At 73.0% G+C, this 15642-nt stretch carries 11 protein-coding genes; 2 read left to right on the forward strand and 9 right to left on the reverse strand.

Features of this window, described 5'->3' with window-relative positions; all coding sequences use genetic code 11:
• Window positions 1-66 precede the first annotated feature (66 nt).
• Window positions 67-984, forward strand: coding sequence for a LysR family transcriptional regulator (locus B2P18_RS11890; RefSeq protein WP_029211695.1), 918 nt, complete (start codon window positions 67-69; stop codon window positions 982-984).
• Window positions 985-990: 6 nt separating this feature from the next.
• On the opposite strand, the gene B2P18_RS11895 is transcribed toward B2P18_RS11890, so the two are convergent.
• The 5 genes from B2P18_RS11895 to leuS all read right to left on the reverse strand — a co-directional run bounded on the left by B2P18_RS11895 (window position 991) and on the right by leuS (window position 8762).
• Complete coding sequence (locus tag B2P18_RS11895) at window positions 991-3327, reverse strand: ComEC/Rec2 family competence protein (RefSeq protein ID WP_286959864.1); 2337 nt, start codon at window positions 3325-3327, stop codon at window positions 991-993.
• A gap of 243 nt (window positions 3328-3570) precedes the next feature.
• A complete protein-coding gene (locus tag B2P18_RS11900) occupies window positions 3571-4566 on the reverse strand; it encodes a helix-hairpin-helix domain-containing protein (RefSeq protein WP_286959871.1) in 996 nt (331 codons plus the stop codon).
• A 185-nt stretch (window positions 4567-4751) separates the two neighbouring features.
• A complete protein-coding gene (locus B2P18_RS11905; protein WP_156911339.1) occupies window positions 4752-4928 on the reverse strand; it encodes a hypothetical protein in 177 nt (58 codons plus the stop codon).
• 33 nt (window positions 4929-4961) lie between these two features.
• Entirely contained in the window at window positions 4962-5825 is an 864-nt protein-coding gene (locus B2P18_RS11910; RefSeq protein ID WP_286959878.1) for a DegV family protein, read from the reverse strand.
• Between the two features lie 3 nt (window positions 5826-5828).
• A complete protein-coding gene (leuS, locus tag B2P18_RS11915; protein ID WP_286959881.1) occupies window positions 5829-8762 on the reverse strand; it encodes a leucine--tRNA ligase in 2934 nt (977 codons plus the stop codon).
• A 304-nt stretch (window positions 8763-9066) separates the two neighbouring features.
• Here leuS and B2P18_RS11920 point away from each other — a divergent pair, with 304 nt between their 5' ends.
• A complete protein-coding gene (locus B2P18_RS11920; RefSeq protein ID WP_286959882.1) occupies window positions 9067-9903 on the forward strand; it encodes a Cof-type HAD-IIB family hydrolase in 837 nt (278 codons plus the stop codon).
• Between the two features lie 305 nt (window positions 9904-10208).
• Here B2P18_RS11920 and B2P18_RS11925 read toward each other — a convergent pair whose 3' ends face one another.
• The 4 genes from B2P18_RS11925 to B2P18_RS11940 form a co-directional block, all read right to left on the reverse strand.
• Complete coding sequence (locus tag B2P18_RS11925) at window positions 10209-10898, reverse strand: response regulator transcription factor (protein ID WP_286959883.1); 690 nt, start codon at window positions 10896-10898, stop codon at window positions 10209-10211.
• Entirely contained in the window at window positions 10895-12103 is a 1209-nt protein-coding gene (locus tag B2P18_RS11930) for a sensor histidine kinase (protein ID WP_286959887.1), read from the reverse strand. The genes B2P18_RS11925 and B2P18_RS11930 overlap by 4 nt, the downstream gene beginning before the upstream one ends.
• Window positions 12104-12183: 80 nt before the next feature.
• Window positions 12184-14268 carry an MMPL family transporter gene (locus B2P18_RS11935; RefSeq protein ID WP_286959890.1) on the reverse strand — a complete coding sequence of 695 codons (2085 nt, stop codon included), beginning with the start codon at window positions 14266-14268 and terminating at the stop codon, window positions 12184-12186.
• A 198-nt stretch (window positions 14269-14466) separates the two neighbouring features.
• Window positions 14467-15459: a LacI family DNA-binding transcriptional regulator gene (locus B2P18_RS11940; RefSeq protein ID WP_029211703.1), complete on the reverse strand. Its 993-nt coding sequence runs from the start codon at window positions 15457-15459 to the stop codon at window positions 14467-14469.
• Window positions 15460-15642: the final 183 nt, after the last annotated feature.

The following is a 15642-nucleotide window of genomic DNA, read 5'->3' on the forward strand; positions in this document are numbered from 1 at the left end:
GCACGAGCCATAGGCGAAGCCGTACCAACCTCGACATTCAATAACATCAGGTTATAGGATGAGCCCATGATCGACGCCGCTGGACTCCGTGTCATGAAGGCCATCGCCGACGAGGGCAGCTTCACCGGGGCCGCTGCCGCGCTCGGCTACACCCAGCCCGCCATCTCGCAGATGGTGCGGCGCCTCGAGCAGCGCACCGGCACCGTCCTGATCGACCGCGTGGGCCGACAGGTGCGCCTGACCGAGGCCGGGCAGGTGCTCGCGCGCCACGCCGGTGGCGTTCTGGCCGCGCTCGACGCCGCCGAGGAGGAGGTCGCCGCCATCGCCGGGCTGCGCGCCGGCCGGGTGCGGATCATGTCCTTCCCGTCCGCGACCGCGACGATCGTGCCGCCCGCCCTCGCGGCGCTGCACCGCCAGCACCCCGACCTGACGGTGACCTTCAGCGAGAACGAGCCCCCCGAGGCCATCGCCGCCCTGCGCGAGGGCGAGTGCGACCTGGTCGTCGGCTTCTCCTACGAGAGCGGCTCGACGCCGACCGACGAGACCGACCTCGACCTGCTCGTCACCACTCCCCTGCTCGTCGACGAGGTGCGCCTGGCCCTGCCGGTCGACCACCCGCTGGCCGCGCACGAGACCGTGAGCATGGCCGACCTCGCCACCGAGGCCTGGGTCGCGGGCTGCCCCCGGTGCCGCGTCCACATGGTTGGGCTGGCGGCGGACTCGGGCTTCGTCCCCAACCTGGCCTTCGAGACCGAGGACTATGTCGCCCAGCTCGGCCTGGTCGGCGCCGGCCTCGGCGTCGCCCTCATCCCCGACCTGATGCTGCGCCGAGCGGTCAACCCGCACACCGCGATCCGCGACATCACGCCGTGGTCGCGACGCCACATCGTGGCCGTCACCACCCCCGACCTGCAGAAGGTCCCCGCCGTGCAGGCCACCATCGACGCACTCAAGACCAGCGCGTGCGAGTTCAAGCAGTCCTGACCCAGGTCACCGGCCCCGACGGGCGACCCGCAGCTCGGCGCCGTGGCCGAGCACGGCGAGATCACCGGACTCGTCCGTGCGCTCGATGTGAAACCCGTTGCGCTGCAGCGTGGTCAGCGCGGATGCCGCCGGCTGGCCGTAGTCGTTGTCGAGCCCCACGCTGATCAGCGCCAACGGGGCGTCGAGGTCGGCGAGCAGGTGGGGGTCCTGCTTGGCCGACCCGTGGTGGGCGACCTTGAGGACGTCGACCTGCGGGTGGACGGCCAAGCGGGACAGCGTCGTTCGCGCGTCGGCCGCGAGCTCGGGCTCGGCGTCGCCGGTCAGCAGCGCGGTGGTGCCGCCCACGTCGGCGAGCAGCACCAGGCTCGCGTTGTTGGGCACCGACCCGTCGCGGATCTCCCGCGTCGGGGCGACGACCTCGGCGCTCACCTCGCCGTAGGCCAGCCGGTCCCCCGCCACCAGGGTCTGCGGTCGCAGGTGATGGTCGGACGAGAGCCGGTCGACCCTGGTGGCCTGCGCGGCGGGGTCGCGCGTGGCGGTGACCAGCACGGCGCCCACCGGCCAGCCGTCCAGCACCTCCTCGAGCCCACCGACGTGGTCGTCGTGGAAGTGGGACAGGACGACGGCGTCGATCCGGTCGATCCCCAGGCGGGACAGACAGGGTCGTATGCCGGGGTCGGCCGGCCCGACGTCGACGACGACCGCTCGCCCGGGTCCGGACGACAGGGCGATCCCGTCGCCCTGACCGACGTCGCAGACCACGATCCGCCACCCGGCCACCGGCCACGCGGCCGAGCCGACGGGCACGACGAGGGAGAGGGCGAGGACCACGACCGCGAGCGCCGCCAGGGGGCGGGCCCGGGTCCACCACGCCAGGCGCGGGCCGCTGACCACGAGGACCAGGGTGAGCATGGCGAGCAGCAGGGCACCGCGTCCTCCGTCGGGCCAGGGCATCGCGCCGTAGGGCACGTCAGCCGCCACACGCGCCACGCGGGCGATGAGCCAGGCCGGCACGGCGGCCGCCCACGCGACCAGGTGAGCCACCGGCACGCTCACGACGGCGACCGCCGCCGTGACGATCCCGAGCACGGTGGTCGGTCCCACGAAGGGAGCCGCCGCGAGGTTGGCGGGGACCCCGACCAGGCTCACCGACGGTTGGAGCATGATCGTCACGGGTCCGCAGGCCACCTGCGCGGCGACCGGGATCGCGAGCGCCGGCCCCCACGAACGGATCCGGTGCGGCAGCACCCTGCCGATGCGCTCGCCCCACGGCGTCGCGAACAGCAGCAGCCCGAGCGTCGCGAGCGAGGACAGCGCAAAGCCGTAGGACCGCGCGAGCCACGGGTCGTAGCAGAGCAGCACGACGATCGCGGCGCCGAGCGCGGGCAGGGCCGACCGGCGCCGCGAGGTGGAGACGCCGAGCAGGCCCACGGCCCCCATCACGGCGGCCCGGATGACGTTGGGCTCGGGGCGGGCCAGCACGACGAAGCCGGCCAGCCCGATCAGCGCCACCACGGGCCGCAGGCGGCGCGGCAGACCGAGCAGGGAGCACAGGCCGATCAGCGCAGCCAGGACGATGCTGACGTTGGACCCGGACACCGCACTGAGGTGGCTCATCTGCACCTCGGTCATGTCGGCCGTGAGGTCCGTCGGCGTCAGGCTCGTGTCCCCGATGACGAGTCCCGGCACCAGCCCTGCTGCGTCCTCCGGCACCCCGTCGACCGCGGCACGGAGGGCGACGCGCACGTGCTCGGCTCCGGCGAGCACCGGGTCCGGCTGACCGACCACGCGTGGCGGGCCGCGGACCGTGACGGAGGCGACGACGTCGCCGCCCGGCTCACCGGGCTTGAGCCTGCCGGCCAGCTCGAGCCGCTGGCCCCACCGCACCTGGGTCCAGCGCTCGTCTCCGAAGACGAGGATCGGCGCGGAGACCCGACTGACCGAGCCGCGGCCCTGCACGGTGAGCACCCGCAACCGCACCATCGTCGCGGGCGCTCGCTCGGCCCCACCGCCCACCACCCGCGGGTCGGACACCACCTCTGCGGTGAGGCGGACGCTCGCGCGCTGCGCCGCCAGCTCGTCCATCGTGCCCGCACCGCGCAGCCCCCGGTGCCCCACGAGCGCCGTCAGCGTCAGGGCGATCACCACCCCGGTGATCCCGACGACGGGCACCCACGACCGACCGGACCGTCGACCAGGACGTGCCCGACGCACCGACCACCGGGCCGACGCCACGGTCAGCACGACGCCAGTGGAGGCGACCAGCCCCAGGAGCCAGGTCGGGCGGTCCAGCAGGGTCGCGGTCAGGGCCCACGCGACGCAGGCCGGCAGGAGGAGGCGCACGTCCGAGGGCGTCTGCGGGCGGATGTCGTCGAGCCACCGCGACGGTCGTCTCGCGCTGCCCCGACGACTGCCCGAGCCCGAGCAGTCGTCGGGCCTGGTCCTGGCGCTCGCGGCGGCGGGCGGCCTGAAGCTCCCGTGTCCCGGACACCTCCTCCGCGCCGGAGCCGCGAGCGCCCCGTCGATCGTGCGCCCCCGCTCCACCGGGGCCGGACGCCTCGGGGGGATCGGGAGAGCCGGGGGTCGTCATACGCGCACCTGGGCCCGGAGTCGCTCGAGCAGCTTGGGCCCGATCCCCTGGACCTCGCCGAGCTCGTCGATGCTGCTGAACCGCCCGTGCTGCGTGCGCCACTCCATGATGCGACCCGCGATCGCCGGACCGACGCCGGGCAGGGTGTCCAGCTGCTCCACGGTCGCCGTGTTGAGGTCGACCGGGGCACCCGGGGCCGCGGTCCCCGCCGCACCGCCACCGCTGGGCGACGTACCTCCCGGGGGCGACACCCCGCCTGGCGACCCGGACTGGACCGGCGCCTTCTCACCGGGGCGCGGCACGTAGACCTGCTCGCCGTCGACGAGGACCCGAGCCTGGTTGAGGCCCCCGAGGTCGGCCCCGGGCAAGGCCCCACCCGCGGCCGCGAGCGCGTCCACCACCCGGGCCCCAGGAGCGAGTCGGACCACGCCGTGGCGCCGCACCTGACCGCCGACGTCCACGATCACCCCGGTCGACGCCGGGGAGGGCGTCGCGGATGCGGGGCCGGTCCCACCGCCCCGACCCGGAGACGCGGCCGCCACGCTCGATCCGCCACGCTTGACCCCGTCGCCCGCCTCGCGGTCGGCAGCCGCCGAGGGGACCGGCTCAGGCTCCCCCTGGCTGCGCGCCATGGCCACGCGGACGCCGAAGGCGACGCCCGCGAGCACCAGCACCAGGAGCAGGGCGAGCACCGCGGTCCAGCGGGGCTGCCAGGTGGCGCCGACCAACCGGGTCGGCAGCGACACGACTGCTGGCGCCGGTGGACGATGCCGCCCGGAGCCCTCGGGCGGGGACGGCGACAGCCGCCCACGACGCTCCAGCGCGTCCGGGCCATAGACGCGCTCCACGACGTTGTCGGGCAGGTCGTCCAGCGACTCGACCGCTCCCGATCGGGGCAGCTCCATCCGCCACGAGGGGTCGCCCTCGCGCGTCTCGGTCGCGGTGATCCGCGCGAGCCGCTCCAGGTCCGGTGGTGGTGGTCGACGTGCCATGAGCGCGACGCTAGGTCCGCGCGCCCGGGCCTGGCAGGGCACGCGCCGCGCCTGTGGACAGTCGTCCCCGCGTCGCGTCAGGGTGTGGACAAGTCGGTGAACAGACGGGTTCCGCCACGTCGTCGATGAGCATCTCGAGCGAGAGCTCGGCTGACCAACCGATCCCGACGATCGGGCAGGGATGCTCACCGAGCGGGGCGGGCCGCTGCGAGCTCGGCGACCAGGTCATCGACGACCACGCCGCCGTCGCTCAGCACCACCTCGAGCGCCGATGCGGCAGACCGGAGGGAGGCCACCTGGACGTCACGGTCCATGGGGGTCGGGATGAACCACCCCACCGTGACCCCGTGCCGCGTCGCCATGCCCACCTCCCGATGTGTATCCGTGTGCACACCCTAGGGGCGCGGGGAGACGACGACCGCGGTCGTGCCGGGTCCGACGTGGCAGGCGGCCACGGGACCGAGGGGATACACGTCGATGGGGGTTCCCTCGGGGCAGCGGACGCGCAGCGCCTCGACCACCTCGTCGGCGCGCAGCTCGGCGTCGAGCTGGTGGACGGCGATGTCGCAGCCGGCCTCGCCGCACGCCTCGGCCGCGGCGACGGACCGGTCGACCATCTCCTTGACCGCGCGCGTCGACGTGCGGACCTTGGCGACCGGCTCGATGTGGCCGTCGTCGATGCCGAGCAGCGGCTTGATCGCCAGGGCGGTGCCGAAGAACGCGGCGGCCCCCCCGATGCGGCCGCCCTTGCGCAGGTAGTCCAACGACTCGACGCAGAAGGTCAGGGTCGCGTCCTCGGCCCGGCGCCGTGCGGCGGCCCCGGCCTCGGCGGCGGACGCCCCGTCCTCGACCATCGCGGCGGCGGTGAGCACGCCGAAGCCCATCGCCATACCGATGGAGCGGGAGTCCACGACCTCGACCGGGATCGGCGAGCGGGTCGCGGCGAGGACCGCGGCCTCGACCGTGCCGGACAGCTCCGAGGACAGGTGGACGGACAGGACCTCCTCGCAGCCTCGCTCGGCGGCCCGGCGATAGGCCAGCAGGAAGTCGGCGGGCGAGGGGCGCGAGGTGCCGAGCTTCTTGGCGCGGCGCAGGATGCCGGGGACCTGGTCCTGCGGCAGCTCGCCCTCGATGCGCTGCTCCCCGTCGGCGACGAGCACGAGCGGCACGACGTCGATGCCGTGGCGGGACACCGACTCGGCGGGCAGGTAGCCCGTCGAGTCGGTGACCAGCCCGACGGAGGGGAACAGGGTCGTCATCGATCAGCCGGCGACGATGTTGACCAGCTTGGGCGCGCGCACGATGACCTTGCGGATCGTCTTGCCCTCGAGCAGCCCCTGGATGCGCTCGCTGGCGAGGGCCGCGGCCTCCAGGTCCGCGTCGCTGATGTCGGCGGCCACCTCGAGGCGGTCGCGCACCTTGCCGAGGACCTGCACGACGCACGTGACGGTGTCGTCGACCAGGAGCGCGGGGTCGGCGGCGGGGAACGGCTCGTGCACCACCGAGGACTCGTGACCCAGGCGGGACCACAGCTCCTCGGCGATGTGCGGCGCGACCGGCGCCACCATGAGGACCAGCGCCTCGGCGGCGGCGCGCGGCACGACCGGCAGCTTGGTCAGCGCGTTGTTGAGCTCGATGAGCCGGGCGATGGCGGTGTTGAACCGCAGCCCGTCGTAGTCGCGGGCGACCTGGTCGATCGTCTTGTGCAGCAGGCGGCTGGTGGCGTCGTCCATCGCGTCGTCGCCGACCCGCACCTCGCCCGTCTGCTCGTCGACCACGTTGCGCCACAGCCGCTGCAGGAAGCGCTGCGACCCGACGACGGCGCGCGTCTCCCACGGCTTGCTCAGCTCGAGCGGACCCATGGCCATCTCGTAGACGCGGAAGGTGTCGGCGCCGTACTCGTCGTACATCTCGTCCGGGGACACGACGTTCTTGAGCGACTTGCCGATCTTGCCGAACTCACGGTGCACGACCGAGCCCTGCCAGGTGAAGACGCCGTCGGCGCTCTCCTCGACCTCGGCGGCGGGGACCGGCTGACCCCGGTCGTCGCGGTAGGCGGCGGCCTGGATGTAGCCCTGGGAGAAGTACGTGCGGAAGGGCTCCTCGGAGGTCAGGTGGCCGAGGTCGTGCAGCACCTTGACCCAGAACCGGGCGTAGAGCAGGTGCAGCACGGCGTGCTCGACGCCGCCGACGTAGAGGTCCACGCCACCGGGGTCGGTCGCCCCGGCCGGAGCCCCGGCGACCGTCGTGGTCTGCGGGCCCATCCAGTAGCGCTCGACCTCCGGGTCCACCAGGGCCGTCCCGTTGGCGGGGTCGAGGTAGCGCAGGAAGTACCAGCACGACCCCGCCCAGTTGGGCATGGTGTTGGTCTCGCGGCGGTAGCGCTGCACGCCGCGTCCGTCACCGAGGTCCAGCTCGACCTCGACCCAGTCGCCGGCGCGGGACAGCGGCGGCTCCGGCTCGGACGAGTCGTCGTCGGGGTCGAAGGTCTTGGGCGCGTAGTCCGGGATCTCGGGCAGCTCCAGCGGCAGCATCGACTCGGGCAGCGCGTGCGCGACCCCGTCCTCGTCGAAGACGATCGGGAACGGCTCGCCCCAGTAGCGCTGCCGGCTGAACAGCCAGTCGCGCAGGCGGTAGGTCACGGTGCCCTGACCCCGGCCGGTGCGCTCCAGCCACTCGATCATCGTGGCCCTGGCCTCGTCGAGCGCCATGCCGTCCAGCGACACCTCGTCGTTGCGGGAGTTGACGGCGACCCCGGGTGCGACATACGCCTCGCCGCTGTTGACCGACCCGGGCCACGACGAGTCTCCCTGCGGCGCAACGACGTCCAGGATCGGGATCATGAACTCCGTGGCGAACTCGAAGTCGCGGGCGTCGTGCGCCGGGACGGCCATGATCGCCCCCGTGCCGTAGCCCATGAGGACGTAGTCGGCGATGAACACCGGGACCTCGCGGCCGTCGACCGGGTTGGTCGCGTAGGCGCCGGTGAACACGCCCGTCTTGGTCTTGTCCTCTATCTGGCGCTCGACGTCGCTCTTGCGGGAGGCCGCGAGCTGGTATGCCGCGACCGCCTCGCTGGGGGTGTCGGCGCCACCGGTCCAGTGCATCGGGATGTCGCTCGGCCAGGCGTCGGTGACCAGCTCGTCGACGAGCGGGTGCTCCGGCGCGAGCACCATGAAGGTCGCCCCGAAGAGCGTGTCGGGACGCGTGGTGAACACGTCGATCGGCTCCCCGGCCGGCCCGGTGAAGGTCACGCGGGCGCCGTGCGAGCGGCCGATCCAGTTGCGCTGCATGGTCTTGACCTTGTCCGGCCAGTCCACGCGGTCGAGGTCGTCGGCGAGGCGGTCGGCGTAGGCCGTGATCCGCATCTTCCACTGGCGCAGGGCCTTGCGGAAGACGGGGAAGTTGCCGCGCTCGGAGCGGCCGTCGTTGGTGACCTCCTCGTTGGAGAGGACCGTGCCGAGGCCGGGCGCCCAGTTGACCGGAGCCTCGTCGGCGTAGGCCAGGCGGTGGCCGTCGATGACGGTGGCCTGCTCGGTGGCGCTGAGGTCGCTCCAGCTGCGACCGGCCCACTCCCCCGTGAGCGCGCGAGAGCCGTCGGCCAGCTGCGTGACCAGCTCGGCGATCGGCCGCGCGCGACCGAGTCCCCCGTCGGGGCGGGGGGCGCTCTCGTCATACCAGCTGTTGAAGATCTGCAGGAAGATCCACTGGGTCCAGCGGTAGTAGTCCGGGTCGATGGTGCGGATCGCACGCCGGTCGTCGTGGCCGAGGCCGAGGCGGCGCAGCTGGCGCGCCATGATCACGATGTTGTCCTCGGTGGTCGTGCGCGGGTGCTGACCGGTCTGGACCGCGTACTGCTCCGCCGGCAGGCCGAACGCGTCGTAGCCGAGACAGTGCAGGACGTTCTTGCCGGTCATGCGGTGGTAGCGCGCGTAGACGTCGGTCGCGATGTAGCCCAGCGGGTGCCCGACGTGCAGGCCGGCGCCGCTCGGGTAGGGGAACATGTCGAGGACCAGGAGCTTCTGCGCCTGGGTCAGCGGGTTGTCCGGCTCGGCCCACGGGCCGGCGGGGGTGGGCGCGTGGTAGGTGCCCTGCTGCTCCCAGCGGTCCTGCCAGCTGGTCTCGATCTGCCCGGCCAGCGCGGCGGTGTAGCGGTAGGGGTGCTCGTCGCGCGTCTCGGTGGCCGTGTCCGTCATCGTCTGTCTCCCTGGGTCCTCGGTGTGGCTCGCTGCTGCTGCGGACTCGCATGCCTCCAGACACACGAACGCCCCTCACGCAGAGGGGCAGCCGCGCTGATGTCCGACGTGCTCAGCGCGGCCCGACAAGGAGCTGCTGGTGGGCCACCTCACCAGGCTACCGCAGGGTTATCCCGGGCTCGACGACCAGGCCGTATGCCGAACCGCCCGCGACCGATGGCCGCCCCGTGACCGGGCGGCGCGTGACGGCGGCGCGGCGCCATACGATCGAGTCCTCCCCGCCGTCGCCCACGAGAGGTGCCCCATGCCTGCCCGCCCCTGGACCACGATCGCCCCCGGCCCGCACGACGTGCGACTCGTGGTCGCCGACATGGACGGGACGCTGCTGGACGAGTCCGGCGCCGTGCCCGCGGGCTTCTGGGGGCTGCTGTCACTGATGGGTGAGCGCGGGATCACGTTCGTGCCCGCCAGCGGGCGCCAGCTGGCGACCCTGCAGCGGGTGTTCGAGCGCGCACCGCAGGGGCTGTCCTACATCGCCGAGAACGGCATGCTCGTGGTCCACGACGACGAGGTCGTCTCGACGACCACCGTCTCGGCGGACATCACGCGCGAGGTGGTCGACACGGTGCGCGTCGCCGCCCGCGAGCACGACCTGGGGCTCGTGGTGTGCGGCGTGCGCAGCGCCTACGTCGAGCGCAACGACCCGGCCTTCCTGGCCGAGTGCGAGAAGTACTACGCCAGGCTGGAGGTCGTCGGGGACCTGCACGCCGTCGAGGACGACGTGCTCAAGCTCGCTGTCTACGACTTCGAGGACGCGGAGCGTCACGTGGACGCGATCTTCGGCGAGGTCGCGCGCACCCAACAGGTCGTCCTGTCCGGCCAGCACTGGATCGACATCATGGCCCCGGGGGTCCACAAGGGCCACGGGGTGCGGGCGCTGCAGTCGCGGCTGGGCGTGACGTCCGCGCAGACGGTCGTGCTCGGCGACTACCTCAACGACCTGCAGATGCTGGACACCGCCACCTGGTCGTTCGCGATGGCCAACGCCCACCCCGACCTGATCGAGAGCGCCGCCTATCTCGCGCCCCGCAACACCGAGGACGGCGTCGTCCGGGTCCTGACCCACCTGCTCGGGGCCTGACGGACGTCGTCCAGACCGTCCTCAGCGGGTCGTGCACGTCCCGACGATGCACCGGCGTCACGACGACGACGAGCAGTCGGTCATCCTCGACGGTGTAGAGGAGGCGATGGCTCCCGACACGGATGCGTCGTCCCGCCCGACCGCGAAGCGCTCAGACATACAAAGGGACGGCGTCCCTGGCCGTCACGGTCGAGCATCCCTCTCGCCCATCGATCGGCTTCCGCCTACCGGGGGCTGGGCGCATCTCTGCTGACCTCGTCAAGCCCACCTCGGACACGCCCGCGCTGAAGCCGCTGGACTGCTCTTCATCCCACCGCGACCAGACCGGTCTCGAAGGCCGTGACGACGAGCTGCGCGCGATCTCGGGCGCCCAGCTTGAGGAAGAGCCGGGAGACGTGGGTCTTGGCGGTCAGGGGCGACAGGACCAGGTGCGTGGCGATCTCGGTGTTGGACATCCCCCGCCCCACCAGCGCCAGGATCTCGCGCTCGCGCGGGGTCAGCGAATCCAGCCGACCGTCGGGTTCGGCCGTCGCCGCGGGGGTGGCGGGCCGGTCTGCCGCGCGGGTCTCTCCCTCCACGAACGCGGCGATCAGTCGCTTGGTCACCTGAGGGGCGAGCAGCGCCTGACCGTCGTGCACCAGATGGACCGCCTCGATCAGCGAGGTCGGCTCGATGTCCTTGAGCAGGAAGCCGGAGGCGCCCGCCCGCAGCGTGCCGAAGAAGTACTCGTCCAGCTCGAAGGTCGTCAGGACCACGACCTTGGTGGCCGCCAGACGCTGGTCGCCGGTGATCCTGCGGGTGGCCCCCAGGCCGTCCAGGATCGGCATACGCACGTCCATCAGCACCACGTCGGGCCTGGTCAGCAGCGCCGTCCGCACCGCCTCGGCGCCGTCCGCGGCCTCGCCGACGACCTGCACGTCCGCCTCGGACTCCAGCAACGCCCGGAACCCGGCCCGCACGAGCGCCTGGTCGTCGGCGATCAGGACCCGGATCATGGCGCCCACCGCCCGCCGGCACCGGTGACCGCGCGCGGGGACAGGTCGCGGTCCCCGCTGCCGTCCGTGGGCAGACGAGCCAGCACCCGCCACCCTCCACCGGGCCGGGGACCCGCCTCGAGCGAACCGCCGACGGCGGCGGCCCGCTCGCGCATCCCCCGCACCCCGAGGCCCGCGCCCTGCACGGAGGCGTGGTCCCCCGGCCTGCGCCCGTCGTCCTCGACGAGGATCAGCACGCCGTCCTCGACCCGGGTGATGCGCACCCGCGCGGTGGTAGGACCGGCGTGGCGCATCACGTTCGTGATGGCCTCCTGGACGATGCGGTAGCCGGTGGCGCGGACCGGGACCGGCAGCCAGCCGACCTCAGGATCGATCTGGGCGTCCAGCTCGACCCCCGCCGACGTGACGCTGCCATAGAGGTCGTCGAGGTCCGGCAGTCCCAGGACGGGGGCCAGCGGGGCGCCGGCGGACCCGTCGTCGTCCCGCAGGGTGCCCAGCATGGAACGCAGGTCGGCCAGGGCGTCCCCGCTGACCTTCTTGATGTCGCGCAACGTGGCGCGCGCCCGACCCGGGTCACGCTCCAGCAGGTGGGCACCCACCCCCGCCTGCACGTTGATGGCCACCATGGCGTGGGCGACGACGTCATGGACGTCGCGGGCGATCCGGAGCCGCTCCTCCCCCACGCGGCGCCGGGCCTCCTCCTCCCGCGACCGCTCGGCGATCGCGACCCGGTCCAGCAGGACCGCCGTGTAACGACGGCGGTCGTGGGCGGCGACACCGAGAGCCAGCGGCAGGGCCACCAGGCCCAGGTTCTTGGCCGTGTCCCATTCGAGCACCGAGTGCGGGCTGAAGGTCTGCAGGATCAGCAGCACCGCGGGCAGGGCGACGGCCCCGGCCAGCACCGCCGTGCGCCGGCCACGACGGGACGCGACCTCGTAGGTGCAGATGACCGCGGGGATGACCACCGAGTTGTAGGTCTTGGTGGTCGACAGCACCCCGACGACCCCCACGAGGGCGAGCCCCAGCGCCACGAGCGGCAACGGCCGCCGCACCAGCAGCGGCAGCGCCGCGAGCACCGTTGCGACAGCCCCGATCCCGCTGGGGCGGGCCGTGTCGAGCACCTGCGCCTCGACGCCCATCGCCACCACGGAGACGATGACGAGCACCACGTCGACGACGACGGGACGATCGCGCAACCAGGTCACCCTCTGACGCTAGACCCGCAGGCCCCCGCCCCGCGTCCTCCCTGGGGAGTATTCGCGGGGCGGGGGCCTGCGGGCGATGGCTACTCGGCGAGGCCGATCCGGTCGTGCAGCCTCCGCAACCCCATGGGCGCCCACCAGGTCCACTTGCCCATCACCCCCATCAGGGCGGGGACGAGGAAGGAGCGGACGACGAAGGCGTCCAGCAGGACACCCATGGCCGTGGCGATCCCGATCTGCTGCATGAAGGAGATGGAGCTGGTGCTGAACGCCCCGATCGCGACGGCCAGCAGGATGGCCGCGGCCGTCACCACGCTCCCCGTCCGCCCGAGCCCCTGAGCGACCGCCTCCTTGTCGGCGGAGCCGGCATCGCGCGCCTCGCGGATCCGACCGAAGAGGAAGACCCCGTAGTCGGTGGACAACGCGAACACGAGGGCTGCAGCCACGAGGAAGTTGGCCGGTTCGACGCCCCCGTTCGGGGTGTAGCCGAGCAGGTCCGTCAGCCTTCCCGCCTGGTAGACGAAGGTGATGGCGCCGAGCGCCACCCCGACGGTCAGGGCATTCATCACGACCGCCATCAGGGGCAGGACGACCGATCCGGTCATCAGCCACAGCACCAGCACGGTCAGCACCACCAGCAGGGCTGCGGCGGCCGGCAGAGCTCCGGCGATCGCCGACTGCTGGTCGACGAACTCAGCCGCCGGGCCCGCCACCAACGCGTCGGTGCCGCTGTCGGCCGCTGCCGCCCGGATGTCCTCGACCAGACGTCGTGCCGTCTCGCCCGCAGGGTCGCCGGTGGCGCGCAGGTCGACCTGCCAGGTGTCGCTGCCCAGGTCCCGCACCTCAGCCGGTCCGACGAGCCCGGGCAGGTCCGAGGCCCGCTGCGCCAGCGCAGAGACGGCGCCGGCGTCGGAGCTGCTGACGGCGACCGTGACCGGGGATCCCCCGGCGCCGCCATAGCTCGTGGCGAGGGTGTCGGTGACGACCCGAGCGCTGACGTGCCTCGGCACCACGGTGCCGTCGACCGGTGTCCACACAGCGCCGAGCGCCGGGACCGCGAGCACGGCCATCACGGCCGCGGTGGCGAGCGCGATGAGACCGGGCCGCCTCATGACGGCGTGCGCGAAGCGATACCAACGCCCCTCGCCCCTGCCGTGCGACCTGCGCCGCCGGGCCAGCTTGCCGCCCCACAGCCCGATCACCGCGGGGGTGATCAGCAGCGCCATCGCCCCGGAGACCATGGCCACCACGGCGCCCGCGATGCCCATCGACTTCAGGAACCCGACGGGAAACACGATGAGGGTGGCCAGGGCCACGGCAACGGTGACGGCGGAGAACACGACGGTCCGGCCTGCGGTGCGCATGGTGGTCATCAGCGCCTCGGCGGTGGGGCCCTGTCGCTCCAGCTCCTCGCGGTAGCGGCTGAGGAGGAACAGGGTGTAGTCGACGGCCAGCCCGAGACCGAGCCCGATGACGAGGTTCAGGGCGAAGACGCTCAGGCCGTACACCTGGTTGATGCCCGCGAGGGCGAGGAAGGTCCCCGCGATCGTCGCGATGCCGACGGCCAGCGGGAGGATCGCGGCCCTGCCGCCGAAGATCAGGATGGACAGCAGCGCCAGCACGGGGAAGGCGAGCAGCTCGGCCCGGCTGAGGTCCTTGCCGACCTCTTGCCCGAGCTGGGTGCTGGCGACGGCCTGGCCGCCCACCGTGACGTCCTGGGATCCGTCGAACGCCGCGATCACGGCCGTCGCGACGTCGCGCTTGTCCGCGTCGGCGTCTAGCGTGCCCACGACCAGCGCCGAGCTGCCGTCCTCGGCCCTGCCCGCGGGAGCGGCAGCGGCAATGCCGTCGATGGCGGCGAGCGCGGCGACCTGGGTGCCGACCGCTGTGGCGGGTGAGCCCGCAGGGGTGTCGACGACGAGCACGACGCCCGGTGACGGGCTCCGGCCGGTCGCCGCCTCGATCCGCTCGACGGCCCGGGCAGAGTCAGAGCTGGACGCCGTGAAGCCGCCGTCAGCCTGCAGAGACCCGACGACGGGCCCCCCGAAGACACCGGCGAGGACGACGAAGACGAGGGCGGCCAGCAGCGACCGTCTGGGACGGGAGTGGAGGGACGCGACGAGCCGGTCCGGCAAGGACCGCCTGGGGCGGGAGTGGAGTGAGGTCACGAGCCTGTCCAGCAGTGATGTGGTCATGACTCGACCCTCACGGAGCACGACGCGCGAGGCGTCGTGCCCAGGGGGCAGGTTCTCGCCCCTGCGGGCCGCCCCTACCCCGGGCGGCCTACACCCTCCGGCGTACCGGACGGTCCTGGTTGCCCGCGCGTCCACGACGACGAGCATTCTTGGAGACCAGCGCCCGGCTGGTCAGCCTGCGGAGGGCGAAGCCGTGGACCCGCGAGGGATCAGGGTCGGTGCGTAGGTGAGCGTCCGAGTGCCCACGTCGTCGCTGTCCAGCAGGAGCGAGAGCGCCCCCGCCGCGATCTGGGCGAAGGGCACGCGCACCGTGGTGAGCGGGACGGGGAGCTTGGCCACCACCGGGATGTCGTTGTAGCCGACGACCGAGAGGTCCTGCGGGACACTCAGGCCCAGTCGGGCGGCCACCGACAGGACACCGATGGCCACGTGGTCGTTGACCGCGAAGATCGCGGTCGGGCGGTCCGGCCTGGCGAGCAGGGTCAGCCCGGCCGCTTCGCCGTCCTCGACCGCGAACCCACCTCCCACCATGAGGGATTCGTCAACGCCCACCCCCGCGTCCGTCAGGGCGTCGAGGTAGCCCTGGCGGCGTCCGGCGGCGCTCGTCGCGTAGTCGGGTCCGCCCACCAGGGCGATCCGGCGATGGCCCAGGTCCACGAGGTGCCGCGTGGCGAGACGACCTCCCAGCCCGTCGTCACCGACAGCAGCCGAGAGCACACCGTCGCCACGGATGGCGAGCACCTGTCGCACGCTCCGACCCTCGGCCTCGTCGAGCCGGGAGTCGGTGCGGGCCGTCGTCCGGATGATCCCGTCCACCCTGCGGCGGAGGAGCGACTGGACCGCGAGTCGTTCGCGGTCCGGCTGGTCGTGCGTGCTCGCCACCACCGCGAACATCCCGCGGGCGGTGGCCGCGTCAGCGATCTCTTCGTACAGCAGGGCCATGACCGTGTCGGTGAGTCGGGGAACGACGACGCCGATGGTGCTGGTCCCCGCCCGTCGCAGCGCGGAGGCCAGGGGGTCGCGCACGTAGCCGAGCTCCGTCGCCACCTGACGAACGCGACCGGCGGCCGCGGTCTGCGACCGGGGAAGCCGCTCGTCCAGCACCCGCGATGCCGTCGACGTGCTCACGCCCGCAGCCCGCGCCACGTCTTTGAGTGTCACCACTGATGTCTCCTCGTCCTCGACCGCTCACCTGCCAGCCTCCCCCATCGTGCCCGCGTGGGCCGCGCTGGCCGGGGGCGACACCCAGCGGATGGGGAAGTTCATGACGGGCGCGGAGGGCGCGAGATGCGAGGTGCGGACGCAGCAGACGGCCCCCGCCGACGAGGGCGGGGGCCGTCTGAAGCT

Source organism: Arsenicicoccus sp. UBA2120 (assembly GCF_002330965.1).
Classification (GTDB): Bacteria; Actinomycetota; Actinomycetes; order Actinomycetales; family Dermatophilaceae; genus Arsenicicoccus; species Arsenicicoccus bolidensis.

What these genes read in the sequence shown, in the direction of transcription:
- B2P18_RS11890 (WP_029211695.1), top strand. Translation starts at nt 67, where the DNA reads ATGATCGACGCCGCTGGACTCCGTGTCATGAAGGCCATCGCCGACGAG.
- B2P18_RS11900 (WP_286959871.1), bottom strand. Translation starts at nt 4,566, where the DNA reads ATGGCACGTCGACCACCACCACCGGACCTGGAGCGGCTCGCGCGGATC.
- B2P18_RS11905 (WP_156911339.1), bottom strand. Translation starts at nt 4,928, where the DNA reads ATGGCGACGCGGCACGGGGTCACGGTGGGGTGGTTCATCCCGACCCCC.
- B2P18_RS11910 (WP_286959878.1), bottom strand. Translation starts at nt 5,825, where the DNA reads ATGACGACCCTGTTCCCCTCCGTCGGGCTGGTCACCGACTCGACGGGC.
- leuS (WP_286959881.1), bottom strand. Translation starts at nt 8,762, where the DNA reads ATGACGGACACGGCCACCGAGACGCGCGACGAGCACCCCTACCGCTAC.
- B2P18_RS11920 (WP_286959882.1), top strand. Translation starts at nt 9,067, where the DNA reads ATGCCTGCCCGCCCCTGGACCACGATCGCCCCCGGCCCGCACGACGTG.
- B2P18_RS11925 (WP_286959883.1), bottom strand. Translation starts at nt 10,898, where the DNA reads ATGATCCGGGTCCTGATCGCCGACGACCAGGCGCTCGTGCGGGCCGGG.